This is a genomic window from Arsukibacterium sp. (genome assembly GCF_036735525.1).
Taxonomy (GTDB): Bacteria; Pseudomonadota; Gammaproteobacteria; order Enterobacterales; family Alteromonadaceae; genus Alishewanella.
Map to the genome: position 1 here is coordinate 1 of NZ_DAINOE010000005.1, position 17,630 is coordinate 17,630.

21 protein-coding genes, 2 pseudogenes and 1 riboswitch are annotated in these 17,630 nt (G+C 48.1%); of the genes and pseudogenes, 9 read left to right on the forward strand and 14 right to left on the reverse strand.

Annotated elements, in window-relative coordinates; translation table 11 throughout:
- Together V7D78_RS01755 and fos are read left to right on the forward strand one after the other, a co-directional pair.
- The coding region (locus V7D78_RS01755) for a hypothetical protein (protein WP_333606705.1) at positions 1-317 on the forward strand (317 nt) is incomplete at its 5' end.
- 90 nt (positions 318-407) lie between these two features.
- Positions 408-806, forward strand: coding sequence for a fosfomycin resistance glutathione transferase (gene fos / locus V7D78_RS01760; RefSeq protein WP_333606706.1), 399 nt, complete (start codon positions 408-410; stop codon positions 804-806).
- A gap of 31 nt (positions 807-837) precedes the next feature.
- Here the strand turns inward: fos and V7D78_RS01765 are convergent, their stop codons facing one another.
- Positions 838-1,095 carry a DUF2442 domain-containing protein gene (locus tag V7D78_RS01765; RefSeq protein WP_333606707.1) on the reverse strand — a complete coding sequence of 86 codons (258 nt, stop codon included), beginning with the start codon at positions 1,093-1,095 and terminating at the stop codon, positions 838-840.
- Positions 1,096-1,098: 3 nt separating this feature from the next.
- The gene (locus V7D78_RS01770; protein ID WP_333606708.1) at positions 1,099-1,356 is read right to left on the reverse strand and encodes a DUF4160 domain-containing protein; all 258 of its coding nucleotides are present in this window, start codon (positions 1,354-1,356) and stop codon (positions 1,099-1,101) included.
- A gap of 196 nt (positions 1,357-1,552) precedes the next feature.
- Between V7D78_RS01770 and V7D78_RS01775 the strand changes: the two genes are divergently transcribed.
- Complete coding sequence (locus V7D78_RS01775) at positions 1,553-2,890, forward strand: MFS transporter (protein WP_333606709.1); 1,338 nt, start codon at positions 1,553-1,555, stop codon at positions 2,888-2,890.
- Here V7D78_RS01775 and V7D78_RS01780 read toward each other — a convergent pair.
- Positions 2,887-3,678: a glycerophosphodiester phosphodiesterase gene (locus V7D78_RS01780; protein ID WP_333606710.1), complete on the reverse strand. Its 792-nt coding sequence runs from the start codon at positions 3,676-3,678 to the stop codon at positions 2,887-2,889. The two genes, V7D78_RS01775 and V7D78_RS01780, sit on opposite strands and share 4 nt — an antisense overlap.
- Before the next feature lie 151 nt (positions 3,679-3,829).
- Between V7D78_RS01780 and V7D78_RS01785 the strand changes: the two genes are divergently transcribed.
- The 3 genes from V7D78_RS01785 (at position 3,830) to V7D78_RS01795 (ending at position 5,198) form a co-directional block, all read left to right on the forward strand.
- Positions 3,830-4,093: a hypothetical protein gene (locus V7D78_RS01785; RefSeq protein ID WP_333606711.1), complete on the forward strand. Its 264-nt coding sequence runs from the start codon at positions 3,830-3,832 to the stop codon at positions 4,091-4,093.
- Between the two features lie 7 nt (positions 4,094-4,100).
- A complete protein-coding gene (locus V7D78_RS01790; RefSeq protein ID WP_333606712.1) occupies positions 4,101-4,421 on the forward strand; it encodes a hypothetical protein in 321 nt (106 codons plus the stop codon).
- A gap of 105 nt (positions 4,422-4,526) precedes the next feature.
- Positions 4,527-5,198: a DUF1707 SHOCT-like domain-containing protein gene (locus V7D78_RS01795; protein WP_333606713.1), complete on the forward strand. Its 672-nt coding sequence runs from the start codon at positions 4,527-4,529 to the stop codon at positions 5,196-5,198.
- 12 nt (positions 5,199-5,210) lie between these two features.
- On the opposite strand, the gene V7D78_RS01800 is transcribed toward V7D78_RS01795, so the two are convergent.
- Together V7D78_RS01800 and V7D78_RS01805 are read right to left on the reverse strand one after the other, a co-directional pair.
- Positions 5,211-6,488, reverse strand: a complete 1,278-nt coding sequence (locus V7D78_RS01800; protein ID WP_333606714.1) for an acetyl-CoA hydrolase/transferase family protein — start codon at positions 6,486-6,488, stop codon at positions 5,211-5,213.
- Positions 6,489-6,593: 105 nt separating this feature from the next.
- Positions 6,594-7,031, reverse strand: coding sequence for a hypothetical protein (locus V7D78_RS01805; RefSeq protein ID WP_333606715.1), 438 nt, complete (start codon positions 7,029-7,031; stop codon positions 6,594-6,596).
- 231 nt (positions 7,032-7,262) lie between these two features.
- Here V7D78_RS01805 and V7D78_RS01810 point away from each other — a divergent pair, with 231 nt between their 5' ends.
- Positions 7,263-7,568 (forward strand): hypothetical protein, encoded by a 306-nt coding sequence (locus V7D78_RS01810; protein WP_333606716.1) that lies wholly within the window; start codon positions 7,263-7,265, stop codon positions 7,566-7,568.
- Between the two features lie 356 nt (positions 7,569-7,924).
- On the opposite strand, the gene V7D78_RS01815 is transcribed toward V7D78_RS01810, so the two are convergent.
- Positions 7,925-11,095, reverse strand: a complete 3,171-nt coding sequence (locus V7D78_RS01815) for an amidohydrolase family protein (protein ID WP_333606717.1) — start codon at positions 11,093-11,095, stop codon at positions 7,925-7,927.
- 177 nt (positions 11,096-11,272) lie between these two features.
- On the opposite strand from V7D78_RS01815, the pseudogene V7D78_RS01820 reads away from it, so the two are divergent.
- Positions 11,273-11,362, forward strand: a pseudogene (locus V7D78_RS01820) (DUF1289 domain-containing protein); the annotation flags it as partial.
- Between the two features lie 215 nt (positions 11,363-11,577).
- Here the strand turns inward: V7D78_RS01820 and V7D78_RS01825 are convergent.
- Both V7D78_RS01825 and glpK read right to left on the reverse strand, forming a co-directional pair.
- Positions 11,578-11,949: a DUF3718 domain-containing protein gene (locus V7D78_RS01825; RefSeq protein ID WP_333606718.1), complete on the reverse strand. Its 372-nt coding sequence runs from the start codon at positions 11,947-11,949 to the stop codon at positions 11,578-11,580.
- A 104-nt stretch (positions 11,950-12,053) separates the two neighbouring features.
- A riboswitch (cyclic di-GMP riboswitch) is annotated at positions 12,054-12,139 on the reverse strand.
- 75 nt (positions 12,140-12,214) lie between these two features.
- On the reverse strand, positions 12,215-13,696 hold the full coding sequence (gene glpK, locus V7D78_RS01830; protein WP_333606719.1) for a glycerol kinase GlpK: 1,482 nt from the start codon (positions 13,694-13,696) through the stop codon (positions 12,215-12,217).
- Positions 13,697-13,756: 60 nt separating this feature from the next.
- On the opposite strand from glpK, the gene V7D78_RS01835 reads away from it, so the two are divergent.
- A complete protein-coding gene (locus V7D78_RS01835) occupies positions 13,757-14,089 on the forward strand; it encodes a DUF1840 family protein (protein WP_333606720.1) in 333 nt (110 codons plus the stop codon).
- A gap of 98 nt (positions 14,090-14,187) precedes the next feature.
- On the opposite strand, the gene V7D78_RS01840 is transcribed toward V7D78_RS01835, so the two are convergent.
- The 6 genes and pseudogenes from V7D78_RS01840 to V7D78_RS01865 all read right to left on the reverse strand — a co-directional run.
- Positions 14,188-14,526 (reverse strand): hypothetical protein, encoded by a 339-nt coding sequence (locus tag V7D78_RS01840; protein WP_333606721.1) that lies wholly within the window; start codon positions 14,524-14,526, stop codon positions 14,188-14,190.
- 58 nt (positions 14,527-14,584) lie between these two features.
- Complete coding sequence (locus V7D78_RS01845; RefSeq protein ID WP_333606722.1) at positions 14,585-15,013, reverse strand: ArsA family ATPase; 429 nt, start codon at positions 15,011-15,013, stop codon at positions 14,585-14,587.
- Positions 14,977-15,585: an ArsA family ATPase gene (locus V7D78_RS01850; protein WP_333606723.1), complete on the reverse strand. Its 609-nt coding sequence runs from the start codon at positions 15,583-15,585 to the stop codon at positions 14,977-14,979. Before V7D78_RS01850 ends, V7D78_RS01845 begins: the two co-directional genes overlap by 37 nt.
- Positions 15,576-15,848 carry a cory-CC-star protein gene (locus V7D78_RS01855; RefSeq protein WP_333606724.1) on the reverse strand — a complete coding sequence of 91 codons (273 nt, stop codon included), beginning with the start codon at positions 15,846-15,848 and terminating at the stop codon, positions 15,576-15,578. Before V7D78_RS01855 ends, V7D78_RS01850 begins: the two co-directional genes overlap by 10 nt.
- Positions 15,845-16,513 (reverse strand): carbon starvation CstA family protein, encoded by a 669-nt coding sequence (locus tag V7D78_RS01860; RefSeq protein WP_333606776.1) that lies wholly within the window; start codon positions 16,511-16,513, stop codon positions 15,845-15,847. The genes V7D78_RS01855 and V7D78_RS01860 overlap by 4 nt, the downstream gene beginning before the upstream one ends.
- Positions 16,502-17,530 (reverse strand): annotated as a pseudogene (locus V7D78_RS01865) (carbon starvation CstA family protein); the annotation flags it as partial. The pseudogene V7D78_RS01865 and the gene V7D78_RS01860, both read right to left, overlap by 12 nt.
- Positions 17,531-17,630 lie beyond the last annotated feature (100 nt).

Genomic DNA, 17,630 nt, shown 5'->3' on the forward strand with positions numbered 1-17,630 from the left:
CTAGCATAAAAGTCTGTTCACACTCATTAAAAACAGAGGCTGGTGCTATGCAACAACAAAAACAACAGCGGGCAAAAGACATCAACAAGCAGATCATCAAAGTCAGCCTGATTGAAACGCCGGGCACCTTGTTATTTGCTTTGGGTTTGTACACGAAATTAAGCGACAGTGCCGAACCGGTTTTTCCGTTTCTTCAGGATCCGGCAGTCGTGAATTCACTTATCCTTATCGGCGGCGCCATTATGCTGTGGGGCACCTATAAAATAATCATGCTGATACAGGAAAAGGCGCGTTTGCAAAAGGCGCCAAAGGGCTGATTGGGGCTTACTTTTTATTTTCTTGAAGCTTTTAACCCAATCACTTTTAATGTGCCAAAAATCGTATTAGGTTATTTGGAAGGATTGCGCATGTTACAGGGGCTAAACCATATCACCATTGCTGTGAGTGACCTGGCGCGCTCACTGGCGTTTTACACTGAACTGCTTGGTATGACTGCACATGTTCGTTGGGATGCTGGTGCCTATTTGAGTTTGGGCGATGTCTGGTTTTGCTTGTCATGCGATAAAGTCGCGCCTGGCCGGGATTACTCGCATATAGCTTTGGATATTGCCGCAAAGGATTTCACCGCCTTTGTGACAAGATTGCGCCAGGCAGGGGTAACGGAATGGAAGCAAAATAGTAGCGAAGGGCAATCGCTCTATTTTCTTGACCCTGATGGTCATAAGCTGGAAGTGCATTGCGGCTCATTGCAAACACGGTTAAATGCACTAAAAAATAAGCCATATTCAGGCTTAGTCTGGTTATAAATTTAATCTAACACCGAAGTGCTGTAGTGACTTAACCAAGCAGTAACTCAGCTTGTTTATCCAGTAAGTCTTTTAAAAACTCCGGTGCCAGATCAGCTCCATTTGGCCAGATTACGGTTTCCAGTTCTGGATCCACGGTGAGTCTTCGAAAAGTGGTAAGGTCTTTCAGCGGTTCAAATACCGGGCCATGTAATACGCCATCTAAATCAACTTCACCTGAAGTGCCGTCATCAAAGGCAATCCAAATACGGTAATCTGACACATGTTTGGCAGAGGTAATATGTAACATAGCTTACTCCAGTGGCGCAATGTGGTTTAAAGGCTGGCCAATTCTAGCTCTATGCCAGTTGTCTTCCAGTTCTGTCTGATGCAGTGTTATCCATTCCTGTACAAATGAGGCTGCTCGTTTAGGCAACTCACCCTCCAGAATGGTTCCGTCAAATGCAAATAGCGCTTCATAGCCCGAATATTTGGCATGAAAGTGGGGCGGATTATGATCGTTAAAATACATGGCAATCAGAATACCGTAAAAGCGACTGATAACTGGCATAGATAACTCTCAGCTCAATTTTATCCTTATCATATTGTAATGGCACTGTGAGTCAAACTAAACGGCTGGGGTCAGGCCTTGAATTTTGCACAGCCACCTCATCGGCTTTGCTGTGACAGCTATTGGGGAGCTTTGCCCTTTATCTGCTACAGTGATGGCATGGGTTTACAGCGTAGCCTTAGCATAACGGATCACTATGAATAGCAGCACACCTCTGGCAGCAAAGCGGGAAATTTTTGGCTGGTCGATGTTTGACTTTGCCAATCAGGCCTATACCTTACTGATTATTACCGTAATTTATGGCGATTTATTTACCCGGGTAATAGTTGGTGATGCGCCCGATTATCGGCTGGGTAATTTACTGTGGAGTATCTCGCTGGCCATCAGTTACTTAATGGTGGTAGTAGCCAACCCGGTGTGTGGCGCCATAATGGACTACACGGCCAGCCGTAAACGCTTCTTATTTTTTAGTTATTTACTCACCGTTTTGGCTACCGCCATGTTGTACTTTGTTGAGCCCGGCTGGTTGTGGCCAGCCATGCTGCTAATCATTGTCTCCAATTTTGCCTATGCTATAGGCGAGGGCTTTATCGCCAGTTTTTTAACTGATTTGGGGCCGCGCAAAGCGCTGGGCTGGATATCAGGCCTGGGTTGGAGCCTGGGCTACATTGGCGGCCTTATTGCTACGGCTTTTGCCTTGTTGTTTTTAGGTGAGGTGTCAGCCGATAACTATGACACCATTCGCTGGGTGGGGCCTTTCGCTGCCGGTTTCTTTTTACTGGCGGCCATACCTACCTTTATCTGGTTACGCGAGCGCGGGGTAAAACGTCAGCCCGCACCCGGCCAAGGGGTGTTTAACATGGCATTGACCCGCTTACACACCAGTTGGCGGGCCATGCAGCAGTTTCAGGATCTGCGCACCTTGTTAATCTCGATTTTTTTTGCAATGGCGGGTATTTATATCATTATTGCCTTCTCATTTATTTATGGTGCCCAGGTTATTGGCTGGGATGAGCAGGTGCGGGTACTGATGTTTGTCACAGTACAAATTACTGCTGCCTTAGGCGCCATTGGCTTTGGTTTTTTACAAAGCTGGATTGGTGCAAAAGTCACTTACCTGCTGACATTAAGCCTGTGGTTACTGGCCATTCTGGCTATCTGGCAAACGCCGTTAATAACCGAATTATGCCGCCAGTGGTTTGCTGTTGACTGGCAAGCGCAGTATGTGTTTCTGGTGGCAGGCGTCTTAGCTGGCGCCAGTTTGGGCTCATCGCAATCTGCTGCGCGCGCACTGGTTGGGGTACTGACGCCACTGAGTAAATCGGCAGAGTTTTTTGGCTTTTGGGGTATGGCCACCAAGTTGGCAGCAGTGTTTGGTATGCTCGGCTTGGGGTTGATGCAATGGGCCTTTGGTTTGGCCGATGCAATTTTACTTTGTTTATTGCTGTTTGCTGTGGCAATTGTTGTAGTGTTGCCACTGCAGCAAGCACGCGGCAGTGCGGTTGCCGATAGCTGGCGCGAGCAATTGGACTAGTGGTTTTCCTGCACACCCAGCAAGCGCAGCGGCTGATCGGTAAATAGCCAGTCAATGCCACGGGCGGCTTCGCGGTTCATAATGTCAGGCTGATTTACCTGACCGGTACCGACCGCTTTTCCGGCGGCTTTTATTTGCTTAATCAGCGCATTACTCAGTAACGCAAAAGAGCCGGCGACGGCGCCATGGCCGAGTTGATTATTTTGGCGGATGATCTGTTTAGTGTTGGTCAGCGCCACGTCAATCAATGCGGCTTTGGGTAAAGCGGCAAAGCCTTCCAGATGATCTGGTTCTAAGCTGAGCAAATGGTAATCTACCGCGGGATCTAATGAACTAAGGACGGCTTGCACCTCTGCTACTAAGGCCCGGCGCTCACGCCAGGACTCTTTAATTTCAATCATTAAATGCAGTTTCTGACCATAACGGGCAATGACTTCCTGTAAATGTGGAATTTGCGGCAGCTCACGTCGCAAGGTGTCAAAAGGGGTGTTAGCAATGCTGATATCAGGCCGCTTAAATAAGCGGCCACAGGCCGGATCGTGATGCACCACTGGCTGACCATCCAGCGTTAACTGAACATCTAACTCAATACCCCATACATGATGATTAAGGCAACGATCAAAGGCGGCGAGAGTGTTCTCCGGGGCCGGGCTGTCATCACCGGCAATATAGGCTCCGCGGTGCGCCACCAGTTTCAGGCTGGCTGGATCGGCCACTTTGCGGCAAGCCGGGCTTAATCTCCATAGTTGGTTTGCCAGGCTATTCAGGTGATCAGTTAAATCGATCAAGGCGTCTATCCTGTTGTTTTTTTAACAAATAATAGCAGAGTCAAGCAGCGAGACTGAAACAGGCTGTTCACTTTGCCGTTAAAATCCACTAGCATCAAGGCTTAAACTGCAATGTATTCCGCATTTCATAGCACAGTAAAGGCATTTTAAGATGAAACAACACGAAAAACGACTTAAAGAAATTGAAAAGGAATTTATTAAAGTTGCGCTTATTGATGCCCCTGGCACGATACTTTTTGGCTTGGGATTATATGGTAAATTTGCTGCTGATGGCGATGCGTTTATACCTATGTTAAACAACCAGCAGCTGGTAAATGCTTTTTTGCTGCTTGGTGCAGCGATTATGGCCTGGGGGGCATTTATGATGATCAAACTGGCTAAAGAAAAATCCCGCTTACAAAACTTACAAGGTTAAATTTAACATGAACTATTCTGATTGGCTTAAAAGCACCTATCCACATCTGGCGAGCGAGTCAGATGTTAAGGTGTACAATTTTGTGAAACAAGCTAAAGAGCAGACTAGCACATCACGACGCCTTGTTTTTTTGCTGATTATGATGTTAGTAGGGTTAATCGGTTATACCATCGGCTATGCCTTTGCCCGCTTTACTGAAGTAGGTTTTGTAATGCTGGCGATAATTACCATGTTACTGGGGCTGTTGCTTTTTTATGTATCTACCAGAATAGAACAGCGGCTTATTAAGCAAAAATTAACGGCACTGCTGAGCCAATATCAGCCCTGAGTTATAGTGTTGCCAACTTATCATTTACATTTTGATACTAAAAACAAAAAACCGTGTGCTAAATCTATGCTAAGTTTTTAGCGACAAAATACTTAACAGGATTGGATGATGGCTATTGATAGCTCAGGTGTAAAGATTGAAGACCGTCCTTTTGACCAGGTAAGGGAGGAGGCGATAGATCAGTTGATTATGAACTACAGCCACGGCGTGATCTCCGCCGAAGCCTTTGAACGGCGACTGGATATTGCCAGTGATGCTAAAACACATCAGCAACTGATTGACGTGGTCGCCGATCTGACCTTAGCGCCTGATAAGCAGTATCAACAGCAACGGGAGCGCAGCTTCTCGCCACGATATCAGGCAGGAAATGACACCCGCAATGAAAACATCATCAGTATCCTGTCATCTAACCAACATAGTGGCCAATGGCTGGTACCAGCCGAAATACGCATTATCAGTGTACTGGGCTCGATAGAGCTGGATTTTTCGGAAGCTATTTTTCAGCACCAGCAGATTGTTATCCGGGTCAATAACTGGATTGGCAGCCTGACCATTTTGGTGCCCGAACAGGTCAATGTGGTTTCCAATATGTTCAACATTATCGGCAGCACCGATAACAGAGCACCTTGCATGGGAGACCGCCAGGCGCCGCAAATTATTATTGAAGGCTATTCTGTTCTGGGCTCGCTGGATGTAAAACTGAAAAAAACCATGAAAGAAAAATTCAGCGCCTTTGCTGATCAATGCCGGGCCGCCTTTGGTTTGAATAAGCCTTAGAGTGTTATTGCATTACACTTTAAGCCCCCAATCTTGCCAGGCTTGTTCGGCAAGACTCGCTCGAAACTGCGGTGCGGCTATATCTATCAGCGCGCGGGCACGCTCCGTTAAGCTTTTAGCGCGTAAATTGGCTATGCCATACTCGGTGACGATGTAATGGACATGGGCGCGGGTAGTCACGACGCCGGCGCCCGGGCTTAACAGAGAGCTAATACGAGATATGCTGCCAGCCGCAGCAGTGGCGGGCAGGGCGATAATAGCGCGGCCACCTTCTGATAAGGCTGCGCCACGCACAAAATCCATCTGGCCGCCCACCCCGGAATAAATCTTGGTACCAAGCGAGTCGGCACACACCTGACCGCTCAAATCTACTTGTAGTGCACTGTTAATTGAAACTACCTGCGGGTTTTGCCTGATGACAGCAGTATCGTTGGTGTATTCCACATCCAGAAATACCACCTGTGGGTTGTCATCAATAAAGTCGTACAGTTTTTGGCTGCCCATGGCAAAGGTGGTCACCATTTTGCCGCGGTGTTTACGTTTGTTCTGATTAGTAATCACACCTTGTTCGATTAACGGTAAAACGCCATCCGAAAACATCTCGGTATGAACGCCTAAGTTTTTTCTGTCGCCTAAATAGCTAAGAGTGGCATCAGGAATAGCACCAATGCCCATTTGCAGGCAGTCGCCATCCCGGATCAGGCTGGCAACATGCTGGCCAATTTGCATCGACACCGCATCTTGAACTGCGGCTTTGTGCAGCGGTAGGGGGGCAGCATGTTCAACGTAGCGGTCTATTTCGCTTAAATGAATAAAAGAATCACCATGGGTACGTGGCAACAATGGGTTGACCCAGGCAATGACTTTTTTCGCCATTTGCAATGCAGCGCGAGTGGCTTCAACAGAGACACCTAAGCTGCAAAAACCATGGTTATCAGGTTTAGATACCTGAATTAATGCGACATCCAGTGGCTGCTCACCACTTCGAAATAACTTGGGAATTTCAGATAAAAACATCGGCACGTAGTCAGCACCACCGGCGTTAACTGCGGTACGGGTGCTGCTACCAACAAAAAAGCAGCGCTGGCGTAAATGGCCGTGAAGCGCCGGGTCGCATAGCATCTCGCTGTGCTCAGTGTGCAGTTGCAGTAGGGTTAGGTTTTTCCGCTCCAGCGCTACTTTGGCTAAGGCCTGTAACAGGTAGTAGGGTGTGGCCGCCATCGAATGGCACCAAATCACATCGTTATCCTGAATAATGCTAAGGGCTAGCTCCGGACTCTTTACTTGCATGCGTTGACTCCACAAGGCGAGGTTAAAATTTGCTGGAGCAGCCTAACAGTATTGCATTTAAATTCTATGATAAAGATCAAGCTGACAGATAAAATCGCCTTATAATCAGTTTTGCATACGGGATGCGTTGGCTTCCGTTTGTTTTTTGACATTACGTAAATACCGGATAAGCCTGGCTTCTTGCTCATTTATTGGATCTTTACCAATATAGGTGGCTTCACGCTGCAGGGCTTGCTGTTGCTTGATATTTTCCTGGAACAATAATTGTTCAGCTTCTGACAACTGCTCCCAGCGACCATTTCTGTCAGAGGCTAATTCGCATTTACGGGGCAGAGATTCCAGCACCAAAATAGCCCCTAAAGAGTAAAATTTATTATCGTAGACACAGCCTAAAATCTTGCCGCGATCCACCACCAGCTGCCACGGAAAAGTGTGATCATTCAGGCTGGTGCCGTCATTTTGCTCATTACTATTATCACTCGCCTCGGCCAGAGGAAATGCCAGCAAGGCTGTTAAGAGTACAAATTTGCCAAAAGTATTCAAAGCAAGTCTCATTTTAACGAAATGGTGTTTTGTTAAACTAAACAACAAATTTATCTAAATCAACTACAAAATTGAGTCATTAAGTGCAAAGGTGCTGCTTTAACTCCGCTAAATTAATGATGCACTGTAAATACGTTGTTTCATGAAACAGTAATATCATTTAGCATGGTGGTCATATAATGCAGGTTAAGCGGGTTATCACCGGCCAGCCATTGAACAAAAGAACATCCTATGACGTTACCCACTAAAAAAGACATTATTCTGGCTGGTATTTTTATTGTCCTTGGCGGGCTTTTTATTATTACTCAGCCTGATTATCTTCCTTCTGGCTGGTATCTGCTGCTGTTTGGTATTGTTGCTTATTTATTTCCAGGTCCACAGTTGCATAGCCGTTTTAAACGCACTGAACAGCAGCAACAGCAGTTACGTGAAAAGGTCATTGCCGCAAGTCATAAGCCTTTAGCCTGGTGGGCTACACCGCTACCCTGGGGACTACTGTTAATACTGATGTTGATAGTGTTTTTGGTACTAGCTTAAAAGCGAATTTAGCCTGCGAAGGAGCGACACTTATGCACCAATGTATTTCTTTTGCTGTGGGGTTCATTGTGGCATATGTATTTATGCAATTGACTCCAGAGTCCTGGCCAAAGTGGCTTGAAGTCTTGGGTTTACTGTTAATCGCGAGCATAGCTTTAGCGCTACATTTTTGGTTTAAACTTAAACAAAAAGGGACTGAGTAAGCATGTAGCTGCACTCAATTTTAGCTTATTGTAACCAAACTTAAGCTTGCGGTAGCTTATTGCCAGCAAAGCCACATAAAAAAATACCCCAGCCTGATGCCGGGGTATTTTTTGCACTTAAGCTAGCTTAGGACTTAGCTACTTATGATTCAACTACTTTGGCTCAAACTCAAATGGCTGGCGCTGACATTGGCGCAAGCCAATTTCATTCATGCTAACGGCATCATACAGGCGGCCATTGACCATAGTATAAATCACCTGATCGCTTTGCCGGATATCAGAGAGCGGGTTACCATCAATGACAATGATATCTGCCAGTTTACCCACTTCAATGCTGCCTAACTGATGATCCATGCCATAGGTTATCGCCGGGTTAATGGTGGCGGTTTTTAAGGCTTGCAGCGGGCTCATGCCGCCCTGAGCAAACATCCAGATTTCCCAGTGCGCGCCTAAGCCTTCACGTTGACCGTGAGCACCGATATTGGCCACTATACCCAAATCTTGCAGCTGCTTAGCCGTTTTTACCACTTCAAAATGGTTATAGTGATGCTCGGGGGCGGTAGGCCGGCGCATACTGCGTGGCGCCAGCACATCCATAGGCACATAACGGCTTAGCCGTGGATGCTTCCACACTTCGGTTTTATCGTACCAGTAGTTCTCGCCCCAAATGCCGCCGTAAGCCACATTCAAGGTAGGGGTGTAAGCCGTGCTACTGGCTTGCCACAGTTGTTTAATATCATCATATACCCGGGCCGCTGGCAGTGCATGTTCGATGGTGGTGTGGCCATCTACTATCATGGTCAGGTTGTGCTGCATTAAAGAGCCACCTTCAGGTACCACCATCATGCCCAGCTCCCGTGCCGCCTGGATCACTTGCTGGCGCTGATTACGCCGCGGCTGGTTGTAGCTTTTAACACTAAAGGCGCCTACTTTTTGCAAGCGCTCCAGGTGAAATTTTGCATCCTCCAAACTGTCGATATGCGAGGTGTAACCTGCACCCTCGGCACCGTATAAAATGGTACCGGTGGAAAAGATACGCGGGCCGACAATCTGTCCGGCGCGTTGCATATCGCTGGCCGCAAATATTTCACGGGTATCATTCGACGGATCGTGAATACTGGTGACACCAAAGGTTAAGCCGGCATAGTTTTGCCAGTTTTGCTGTGGTGTGAGTTGCGCCGTCGCCTGGCTGCCATGGGCATGGGCATCAAATAAGCCTGGCATCAGGGTTTTACCGCTAATATCAATCACCGTCGCATTGGCCGGAATGGCTACTTCGCTGCGACTGCCCACCGCCTTTATTTTGTTATTTTCAACCAGTACTACCGCATCCTGCAGTACTTGCTCGCCCACCATGGTAATTACCTGGCCACCAACAAAAGCCAGGTGACCCCGTGGCATATCGGCAGGCACACTAAAGCCCAGGTTAAGACCATTCTTAGCGGCAAATTCCCCCTGATTGCTGACATCAAATAAACCATCAATATTACTGTGATAAAGCTCAGGGCCTAAGGTCCAGTAAAGATTACGGCTATTGGCGGTCCAGCTGATATTTTCCCCGGCGCGCACTGAAAGTTTTTTTACCGGCATTTGTTTATCGTTGCCGCTGACATCAATAGGCCGGCCGCGTTGAACAAAAGGCGTGATAAAGACATTAAAGCGATCAGCAAAAGCCAGATATTTTCCATCAGGGGATAACTTAAACTCAGTCCCAAATTTGGCGGTATACAGGGTTTGTTGCGTGTGTTTCGCCAGATCTATGCTGATAAGACTGGGGCTGCGGCCAGAGTCCATCGCATACACCCGCTCATTGCTATCCGCAAACATCGGGGCGCGGCCATTGCGCGAAATAAGCTCAGGGCTACCGCCACGGCTGCTGATTTTATACAGGCCGGTATTAAGAGACCACTGACGTGGCAGTAAACTGCCGGCGCCAATTTTACGATAGACCACAGTTTTGCCGTCCGGGCTAAAAGTGGGCTCTATATATTTACCCGGCTCAGAGGTGAGTTTAGTCACTCTGTTATTGCGCAGGTTTAAAATATTTACTGCACCTTGCTGCTGATCATTCCAGCTGACAAACACCAGCTCACGGCCATCACGGGAAAATTGCGGGTAAAACTCAAAGTCGGTGCTTTGCCGCGTTAAGCGCCGCGGTTTCGGCTGGGTTAAATCAGTGATATATAAATGGCCAAGGGCACTGAACACGGCCTGTTTACCATCAGGTGATACCTGAACAAAGCGCAACATTTTGACATCAACTGCTGTTTCATCAATATCTTGTTGTACCCGCAGCGCTGTTTGAATTTGTTTATCCGCGTTGACTTCAAACGGGATGGTACTTACTTGCTTGGTCGCCAGATCTAAGCGCTTGATCTCGCCACCGGCCCAGAATAACAGCTGCTTGTTGTCTGGCGTCCAGCTAAGGGTAGGGTAGACCCCGTGAATCGCCCAGGTTTCCTGCATATCTCTGTCTAAGCCGTCATACAACTGAGTATGTTGACCACTGGTTAAATCGTATAAAAACAGCGTGCTTTGAAAATCTACCCGACGGATATAGGCCAGGTATTTGCCATCCGGTGAGGGTGTGGGCCGGATGGCGCCACCGGTTTCACTGAGTAAGGTTTGGATTTCACCGGTATCGCGCTCAAAGCGCTTAATGGTATAGATGCCAGATACAGAGTCTTTGTTGTAATGAAAAGTGGGGCCAGGGGTGCTGTCCTGTGAAAAATAGATATAGCGGCCATCAGGGGAAAACGCCGGCTCGCCCAAATCTTTTTGATCATTGGGCCGCTCGGTCAGCATCACACCACTGCCACCTGTGACATGGTACTGCCAGACTTCACCGGCGCCAAGAGAACGGCTGGCGGTAAAGTGCTTGCGGGAAACAATGAACTGGCTATCCGGGCTCCAGGCGGGGCTGTTTAGTAAACGGAAAGTTTCTTTGGTTACCGCACGAGCTTCGCTGCCGTCGGGTCGCATCACCCAAATATTATCACCGCCATCGCGATCGCTGGTGAACGCAATATAACGGCCATCCGGGCTAAATACCGGCTGCATATTCCAGGCGATATCGTTAGTCAGTGCGGTTGCTTTGCCACCGCTGATGGGCATAATGTAGATATCACCCAGTAAATCAAAGGCCAGCGTTTTGCCATCCGGGCTTACCGTCAGGTTCATCCAGCTGCCTTGCTGCACATTAATATTAACGGTTTCAAACTGGCCTTGGGGGGCATTCACATTCCAGGCCGGGGCTTTGTCGTCAGCATGCAGCATAAAGCTGGCGATGCTTAACGCCAGTAAACAGGGTTTAAAGGTGGTCATTGGTCAGTTCCCGTGGCAATTCTGCTTATTGTTATCTTGTAGGTATCTTATAGGTATAGTGTTGCTGTATCGGGCAGATTGGCATAAAGTGCCGGCAAAGATAAGCCTTTGCCGCGACGAAAGCGACCAAAGTGCCCAACAAACCGATAAATTTCTCTGCAAAGAAGCGATCACACTATGCTGGAATCCCCTTGTGTTGCCTGCTGTCGTTTAAACAGTGACAAGCTGTGTGTCGGTTGTTACCGTCATATAACTGAAATAGTTGACTGGAATAAACGATCAGATGTCGAAAATGCCGCTATATTACAAAAGGTTGCTTTAAGAAAAGCACAAGCTGAGCAACAAGGCCACACTGATGAGCTTACCACAGCGATAACCCAGGCTGAGTGGCAGGCCGCGAAACTGGCTGCCAAATACATTTAACGCCAGCATTAAAAAGGCGCCTTAAGGCGCCTTTTTTGGTATTTGATATTAAGCTATGCTTAGCTGGCGCTGCGGGCGCGGATAGATTCGATAACGGGTGAGTTGGCAAAGCCATTGCTTTGAGCCCACTCAACATCGCCTGAGCTGGCAACTACACTACCAGGTAACTGCTTGATGATAAAATCCGCGGTGTCATTGGCATTGTGCTTGATGGCATGGCGCACTAAAGGCAGGCCGTCACAAATAACTCCACTGTAGACGTTTGATAAACGTAAGCGATTATCAGTTAAAACTTTACGTAGGTTGTTGCGGCTATCAGCAGCTACATAAGAACAAATAGATAAAGCCAGTTGGTCGTTAGCGACAACAGGAGCACTGATGAAAGAAGTGGTAGTAAAAAGGGCGGCAAGGGTAAATAATTTGGCTTTCATATTCAGCTCCAGTTGAGTCAGTTACTTACGTTTAATGGCAACCATTTTGGTGGTTAACGAAAGGCAGACACACTCTGAGTGAACAGATTTTACATCGCTATTGCGATGGTAGCCCAGCTATCATAGGGTTTCCCCGTTAGATCTGAAGCTTTGCGTGATCATTCTTTCGAATGTCTTGCCTTTCAATGCTTTGCAATATACCCAGTGAAGCATTTACATGCAAGTGAAATTTATATTACAGATCAAAATGCGTCTGGTCATACCATTATAACTGTTGCGCAATAAGCTGCTGCACACTGAGGCACCACCTTTGATATAGCTGTTGTTGTATGCCAACTGCTAATACGGGTTGGTAGCTTTGCTGGCTCTGTGCTAGTGGTGCTATGTCATTGATACTCTGTAACCAACCCAATTGCACGGCACATAATGCTGCAGTGCCAAAGACACTGGCATCGCTGGTATGACAGCGGTTGATTTCTTGCTGGGTTAAATCGGCCAGCGCTTGTAAAAACCAATGATTCGCTGTCATACCGCCATCTACCCTAAGCTGGGTTATCTCAATGCCATCGGCGCGCATTGCCTGCAGTAAATCTTCGGTTTGATAGGCTACGCTACACAGCGCAGCAGCACAGATGTCGGCTTTACCGCTGTCACGGCTTAAGCCGAGCAAAGCAGCCTGTACTTTTGGTTGCCAATGGGGGGCTCCTAAGCCGGTAAAGGCAGGGATCAGCAGTTCAGGTTGCTGATAGCTAACGCCCTGCGCCAGCAATTCACTGTCACTGGCTTGCTGAATTATGCCCAGTTTATCCCTTAACCACTGAATAATAGCCCCTGCCATAAAAATACTGCCTTCAAGCGCATAGCAGCACTGGCCGTTGAGCCGCCAGGCAATAGTGCTTAGCAGTTTGTGTTGGCTGCGATGCACCTGACTACCGGTATTGACCATGGCAAAACAGCCGGTGCCATAAGTGCTTTTAAGCATGCCAGGCTTGATGCAACCATGCCCCAGCAAAGCCGCCTGCTGATCGCCCAGTACGCTTAGTACAGGCAGGGCTTTGGCAAACAGGCTGCTGTCGGTGATACAAAATTCCGCCGCGCTGTCCAGTACCTCGGGCAGCACTGACGGCGGGATGTTAAATAACGCTATTAACTCAGGGTCCCATTGCTGGTTATGAATATTGAACAACAGTGTACGGCTGGCATTAGTGGCATCGGTGACATGCACTTTGCCGCCGCTCAAACGCCACATTAAATAGCTATCAACAGTGCCAAAGCACAGCTCTGCACGCTCTGCCCTGGCTCTGGCCTCTGGGAGGGTATCGAGTAACCACTGCAATTTAGTGGCAGAAAAGTACGGATCGGCCAGCAGTCCGGTTTTGGCTTGCAATACGCTTTGCTGTGCTTGCAGCGCCTGACAGTTATCTGCTGTGCGTCTGTCCTGCCAGACAATAGCATTATAAAGCGCCTGACCGTTGTGTTTATCCCACAACAGGGTGGTTTCACGTTGGTTGGTCAGCGCCAGCGCCGCCAGTTGGCTGCTATCAATGGCTGCTTTTTGCAACAGTTGCTGTATACAACTGACCACCGTTTGCCACAAGGCTTCGGGGTCTTGCTCCACCCAGCCAGGCTTAGGATAAAGCAGGGAGACAGGCTCGCTGTGGCTGCAAATCATTTTTAACTGCCGGTTATACAGCATGGCCCGGCTAGATGTAGTGCCCTGATCTATAGCAAGTATATATTCTGACATTAGTGCTGCCCTTTGGGGTATGCTTAACATCAGACTAGCAGCAAAAGTGAGCCTTTTACCATGATTAGCTTTAAAAGTTCTGCCAGCGGTACCATCAGCTATCACAAGGCTGTTGCTTTGCAATTACTTGAGATGTTGGGGCGTGATAGCAAAGTACCCAGCGCTATGTATGCCGAAGATGTGCCTAAAGCCTTAGCGCGCTTAGAACAACAACTTAAGCTGCAGCAACAGGCTGAACAACAAGCAATTGAGGCTCAAGCCGATACCTCAGACGACGCAACGAATGACACTGCGCAGGCAGAGCCGCCAATTAGCCTCAGCGTCAGAGCACAACCCTTGCTGACACTGTTGCAACAGACAGTCGCTGCCCGAGCGGGCATCAGCTGGGAGTAATAGCCTGCTGTTTGCAGTGTCTTTGGCCAGTAAAACCTGTCACCAGAAATATTGGGAGAACTGTTGCTAGGTGCGCTTAAGAGGGAGCCAATGCCGGACTATTCAGGTTTTACTTTGCATTGCAGTAACTGCTTTTTAAAGTTGTTGATTTGCTGCTGGTTGTCAGCTTGGCTGCCTTCCAGCATTTGTTCAAAGATGTCGAAGTGCTGGTCGATGTAATCCAGCTCACAAGTACATTCTGCTTTAATGTCCTGATTGCTGTAGCTTTTACTATGCAAAACTTCTACACAGCGTTTTAAGTAAGCGTCCAGTACAGCAGTTTTAAAATTAGTGTTGTTGATGCCAGTTTTTACTGCAGCCGCTTCAGCGTTAGCTGCTGGCAGGCTAATGATGAAGATAACAACCCAGGCACTGAACAGCAGACTTTTGATATTCATTATTTAATTGCGCCATTTTCAAAAAGCCAACCATACCCGATTGGCGGGCAAAAATCAGCTATAAACCCGCTTGTTTAAGCAAGCTTGCCATGGATTGCAATGCAGTAAGCCCCTGAATGTCAGTAGCTTGCAGGGGTACTTTGAAACGGGGCAAGCTAGCAAAATCCTGCGCTATCTGGGCTAAATGCACTTGCTCCTGAGCGCGACGGGCGGCCAGAAAATCGCCATCGGCGCTATCGGGTAAAATGCGGTTGACGACTAAGCCTGCCAGTGGCAGTTTTTCCTGTTGCAAACTTTGCACTGCGCGGGCTGTTTCCAGAATGGGAAGTTTTTCCGGCGTTAATACAAACAGCAGTGCGCTTTGGCGAGCATCTGTCAATATTTCCCGGGTGCGTTGCAATAAACGCTGACGTGCCAGTAAGGTTTCGGTGATGGCTTTATTACGTTCATTCATACCATTGGTGGCATGCTCGGCAGGATCGGCCAAAGGGTTATCGACATCCCGGCCTTGGGGGTTAAATGGCCCAGCACATCGCCCAGTTTTTCTGAGCGCTTATTGGCATTAAGCAGGCCCTGGGTCCAGGCAGCCATAGCCTCAGGCAGGCTGAGCAGCCGCAGAGTATGGCCGGTGGGCGCGGTGTCAAAAATCACTAGGTCATAGTCTTTTAACCCCAATTCAATCACATTGGCAATGCGCTCGAGCATTGCCGCCTCCTGCGCCCCCGGCGATTGGCGGGTTAAGCGCATTTGCCGTTCAATTTCGCTGTACATGTCTGGGCGGGTAAAGCGTTTAAGCTGGGCGCTCACTTTCGCCAGATGTTGCGCGACTTCGTTGTCCGGGTCGATTTCCAGACCATCAACATTGGCCGCTAAGCGGGTAATATTGTCGCCAATAGGGCGATTAAAGGCATCGGCCAGGCTATGCGCCGGATCGGTTGACACCAGCAACACCTTTTTACCACGTTCAGCGGCCAATAATGCCAGTGCAGAGCTGGTGGTGGTTTTACCCACACCACCTTTACCGCCAACCAGCAGTAAGCGTTTATCGGTTAACAACATTTAATGTTATCCAGTGGCGAATGCTCCATACCCATGCGGGTATGCCAGTCATGAAAGCGCTCCAGCATTAAGGGTTGCAGCTCCAGGGTGTAATAGCTGGCTGGGTTAGGCACGCCCATCATTTCAGAGAATATCAGCAGCATAAATAAATCATCCTGCTCGCGTTTAGCACGCGCTATGGCACTACGATAGGGCGCGTTATAGGCTTCCTCGGCATAAAAGCTGGCTTTGGCAAGCCAGCTTTTCAGGTTGTGCAGCTTCATGGTTTATCCACTGCTGCCTGCTGTTTATTGGCTTTAATTTGTTTGGTTAGCGCTGAGCCAGACTCGAGGATCACTAAAAAGGCGGCGATTAAAATCACGATATCTAAGGTAAATAAGAACCAATCCCCTTTTTCGTAAAAACTTTTGAGCTGGATGAGTAAACCCAGGGTGGTCATCACCAACAAAAATAACAGCGGCGCCAGGGTATACCACATTGGGCGACCCAATTTGACCAGCATTACGGTAATGACTAATAAGGTTAGCCCGGCCAGTAATTGGTTAGTGGTACCAAACAAAGGCCAAATCATCATACCACCGGCACCATCTCCACCGGCACCAAAAGCCAGTAGCAGACATGAGCCTACGGCTAACAGCGTCGCCGGGGCGGCTTTTTGCATCCAACCAATGTTATAAATACTGCCCCATTCCTGGAAAATATAACGTTGCAACCTAAGGCCCGTATCCATAGTGGTACCGGCAAACAGCACTACCATCACGGTTAATATGGTTTGTGCTAGTACGGTATCTAAGCCAACACCTTGCTGCAGTATATTGGCGCCGCCGTTAATAAAGGCCGATACGCCGCCCTGTCCAAAACTGTGATAAATGGCTTGCCAGTCGGCCAGTGAGGCAAAACCGGCGGTAGCAGCAATTATAGCCGCCAAGGCTAACGAGCCTTCACCGACAGCACCGAAATAGCCGACAAAACGCACATCAGGCTCTTTATCCAGTTGTTTTGAGGTAGTACCGCTGGAAACTAGACCATGAAAACCAGAAATAGCTCCACAGGCAATGGTGACAAAAAGCAGTGGGATAAGCGAGGGCGTGCCTTCTGGGACGTCGTTGTTAAATGCTGGCGCTACGATTTCTGGTCCAGAGAGTAACACGGCGCCATAAATTAAAATTAATCCGATAAACAGTTGAATACCATTAATATAATCACGCGGTTGTAACAGCATCCATACCGGTAGTAATGAAGCTATGGCGGCATAAGCAAATAAAATGACAATCCAACTTTCACGTGCACTAAAACCAGCAATGCTGTCGGGTAATGACAACGGCACCATCGGGCCAACATAGATCATGGCATAAAGCGCAACTACGCCAATGATGGTGACCATTATTAAGCCAATCAATTTACGGTAAATTAGCTGGCCAATAATCAGCGCCACGATAATAGCGCCCCAAACGGGCACAGTGGCACTGGGGAAATTAATCAACTGACCGGCAATCACCACCGCAAATACGGCATTCACCATCAACAGCACCAAAAAAATGACAATCATAAAAATGCTACGGGCACGGTTACCCACTATATCGCCGGTAAGAGAGCCGATAGATTTAGCTCTGTTGCGGGCACTGGCCCAGATTGCGCCGGCATCGTGCACGCCGGCAAAAAAGATGGTACCGAACACTACCCATAAAAAAGCCGGCACCCAGCCCCAAATCACTGCAATGGCCGGGCCTATGATTGTTGCTGCGCCAGCAACAGAAGTAAAGTGGTGGCCCTATAAGATGAATTTGTTAGTAGGGACATAATCAATGCCATCCTGCATTTCATGGGCAGGGGTGCGAAAGTGTGGGTCAACCTTGAAGATTTTTTCGCAGATAAACTTTGAGTAAACAAAATAACCCAGCGCCATGGCGCCCAAGCCCATTAACATCAAAAATATCGCATTCATTCAATTACCTCTGACTCGGTACTAAAACTTGCTAAGCATAGTACATCGTCCGGCAAAGCATAGTGATGCAACTAAAGTTTATCACCATCCTGGGGTATCC

What these genes read in the sequence shown, in the direction of transcription:
- fos (WP_333606706.1), top strand. Translation starts at nt 408, where the DNA reads ATGTTACAGGGGCTAAACCATATCACCATTGCTGTGAGTGACCTGGCG.
- V7D78_RS01765 (WP_333606707.1), bottom strand. Translation starts at nt 1,095, where the DNA reads ATGTTACATATTACCTCTGCCAAACATGTGTCAGATTACCGTATTTGG.
- V7D78_RS01770 (WP_333606708.1), bottom strand. Translation starts at nt 1,356, where the DNA reads ATGCCAGTTATCAGTCGCTTTTACGGTATTCTGATTGCCATGTATTTT.
- V7D78_RS01775 (WP_333606709.1), top strand. Translation starts at nt 1,553, where the DNA reads ATGAATAGCAGCACACCTCTGGCAGCAAAGCGGGAAATTTTTGGCTGG.
- V7D78_RS01785 (WP_333606711.1), top strand. Translation starts at nt 3,830, where the DNA reads ATGAAACAACACGAAAAACGACTTAAAGAAATTGAAAAGGAATTTATT.
- V7D78_RS01790 (WP_333606712.1), top strand. Translation starts at nt 4,101, where the DNA reads ATGAACTATTCTGATTGGCTTAAAAGCACCTATCCACATCTGGCGAGC.
- V7D78_RS01795 (WP_333606713.1), top strand. Translation starts at nt 4,527, where the DNA reads ATGATGGCTATTGATAGCTCAGGTGTAAAGATTGAAGACCGTCCTTTT.
- V7D78_RS01800 (WP_333606714.1), bottom strand. Translation starts at nt 6,488, where the DNA reads ATGCAAGTAAAGAGTCCGGAGCTAGCCCTTAGCATTATTCAGGATAAC.
- V7D78_RS01810 (WP_333606716.1), top strand. Translation starts at nt 7,263, where the DNA reads ATGACGTTACCCACTAAAAAAGACATTATTCTGGCTGGTATTTTTATT.
- V7D78_RS01815 (WP_333606717.1), bottom strand. Translation starts at nt 11,095, where the DNA reads ATGACCACCTTTAAACCCTGTTTACTGGCGTTAAGCATCGCCAGCTTT.
- V7D78_RS01825 (WP_333606718.1), bottom strand. Translation starts at nt 11,949, where the DNA reads ATGAAAGCCAAATTATTTACCCTTGCCGCCCTTTTTACTACCACTTCT.
- glpK (WP_333606719.1), bottom strand. Translation starts at nt 13,696, where the DNA reads ATGTCAGAATATATACTTGCTATAGATCAGGGCACTACATCTAGCCGG.
- V7D78_RS01835 (WP_333606720.1), top strand. Translation starts at nt 13,757, where the DNA reads ATGATTAGCTTTAAAAGTTCTGCCAGCGGTACCATCAGCTATCACAAG.
- V7D78_RS01840 (WP_333606721.1), bottom strand. Translation starts at nt 14,526, where the DNA reads ATGAATATCAAAAGTCTGCTGTTCAGTGCCTGGGTTGTTATCTTCATC.
- V7D78_RS01850 (WP_333606723.1), bottom strand. Translation starts at nt 15,585, where the DNA reads ATGTTGTTAACCGATAAACGCTTACTGCTGGTTGGCGGTAAAGGTGGT.
- V7D78_RS01855 (WP_333606724.1), bottom strand. Translation starts at nt 15,848, where the DNA reads ATGAAGCTGCACAACCTGAAAAGCTGGCTTGCCAAAGCCAGCTTTTAT.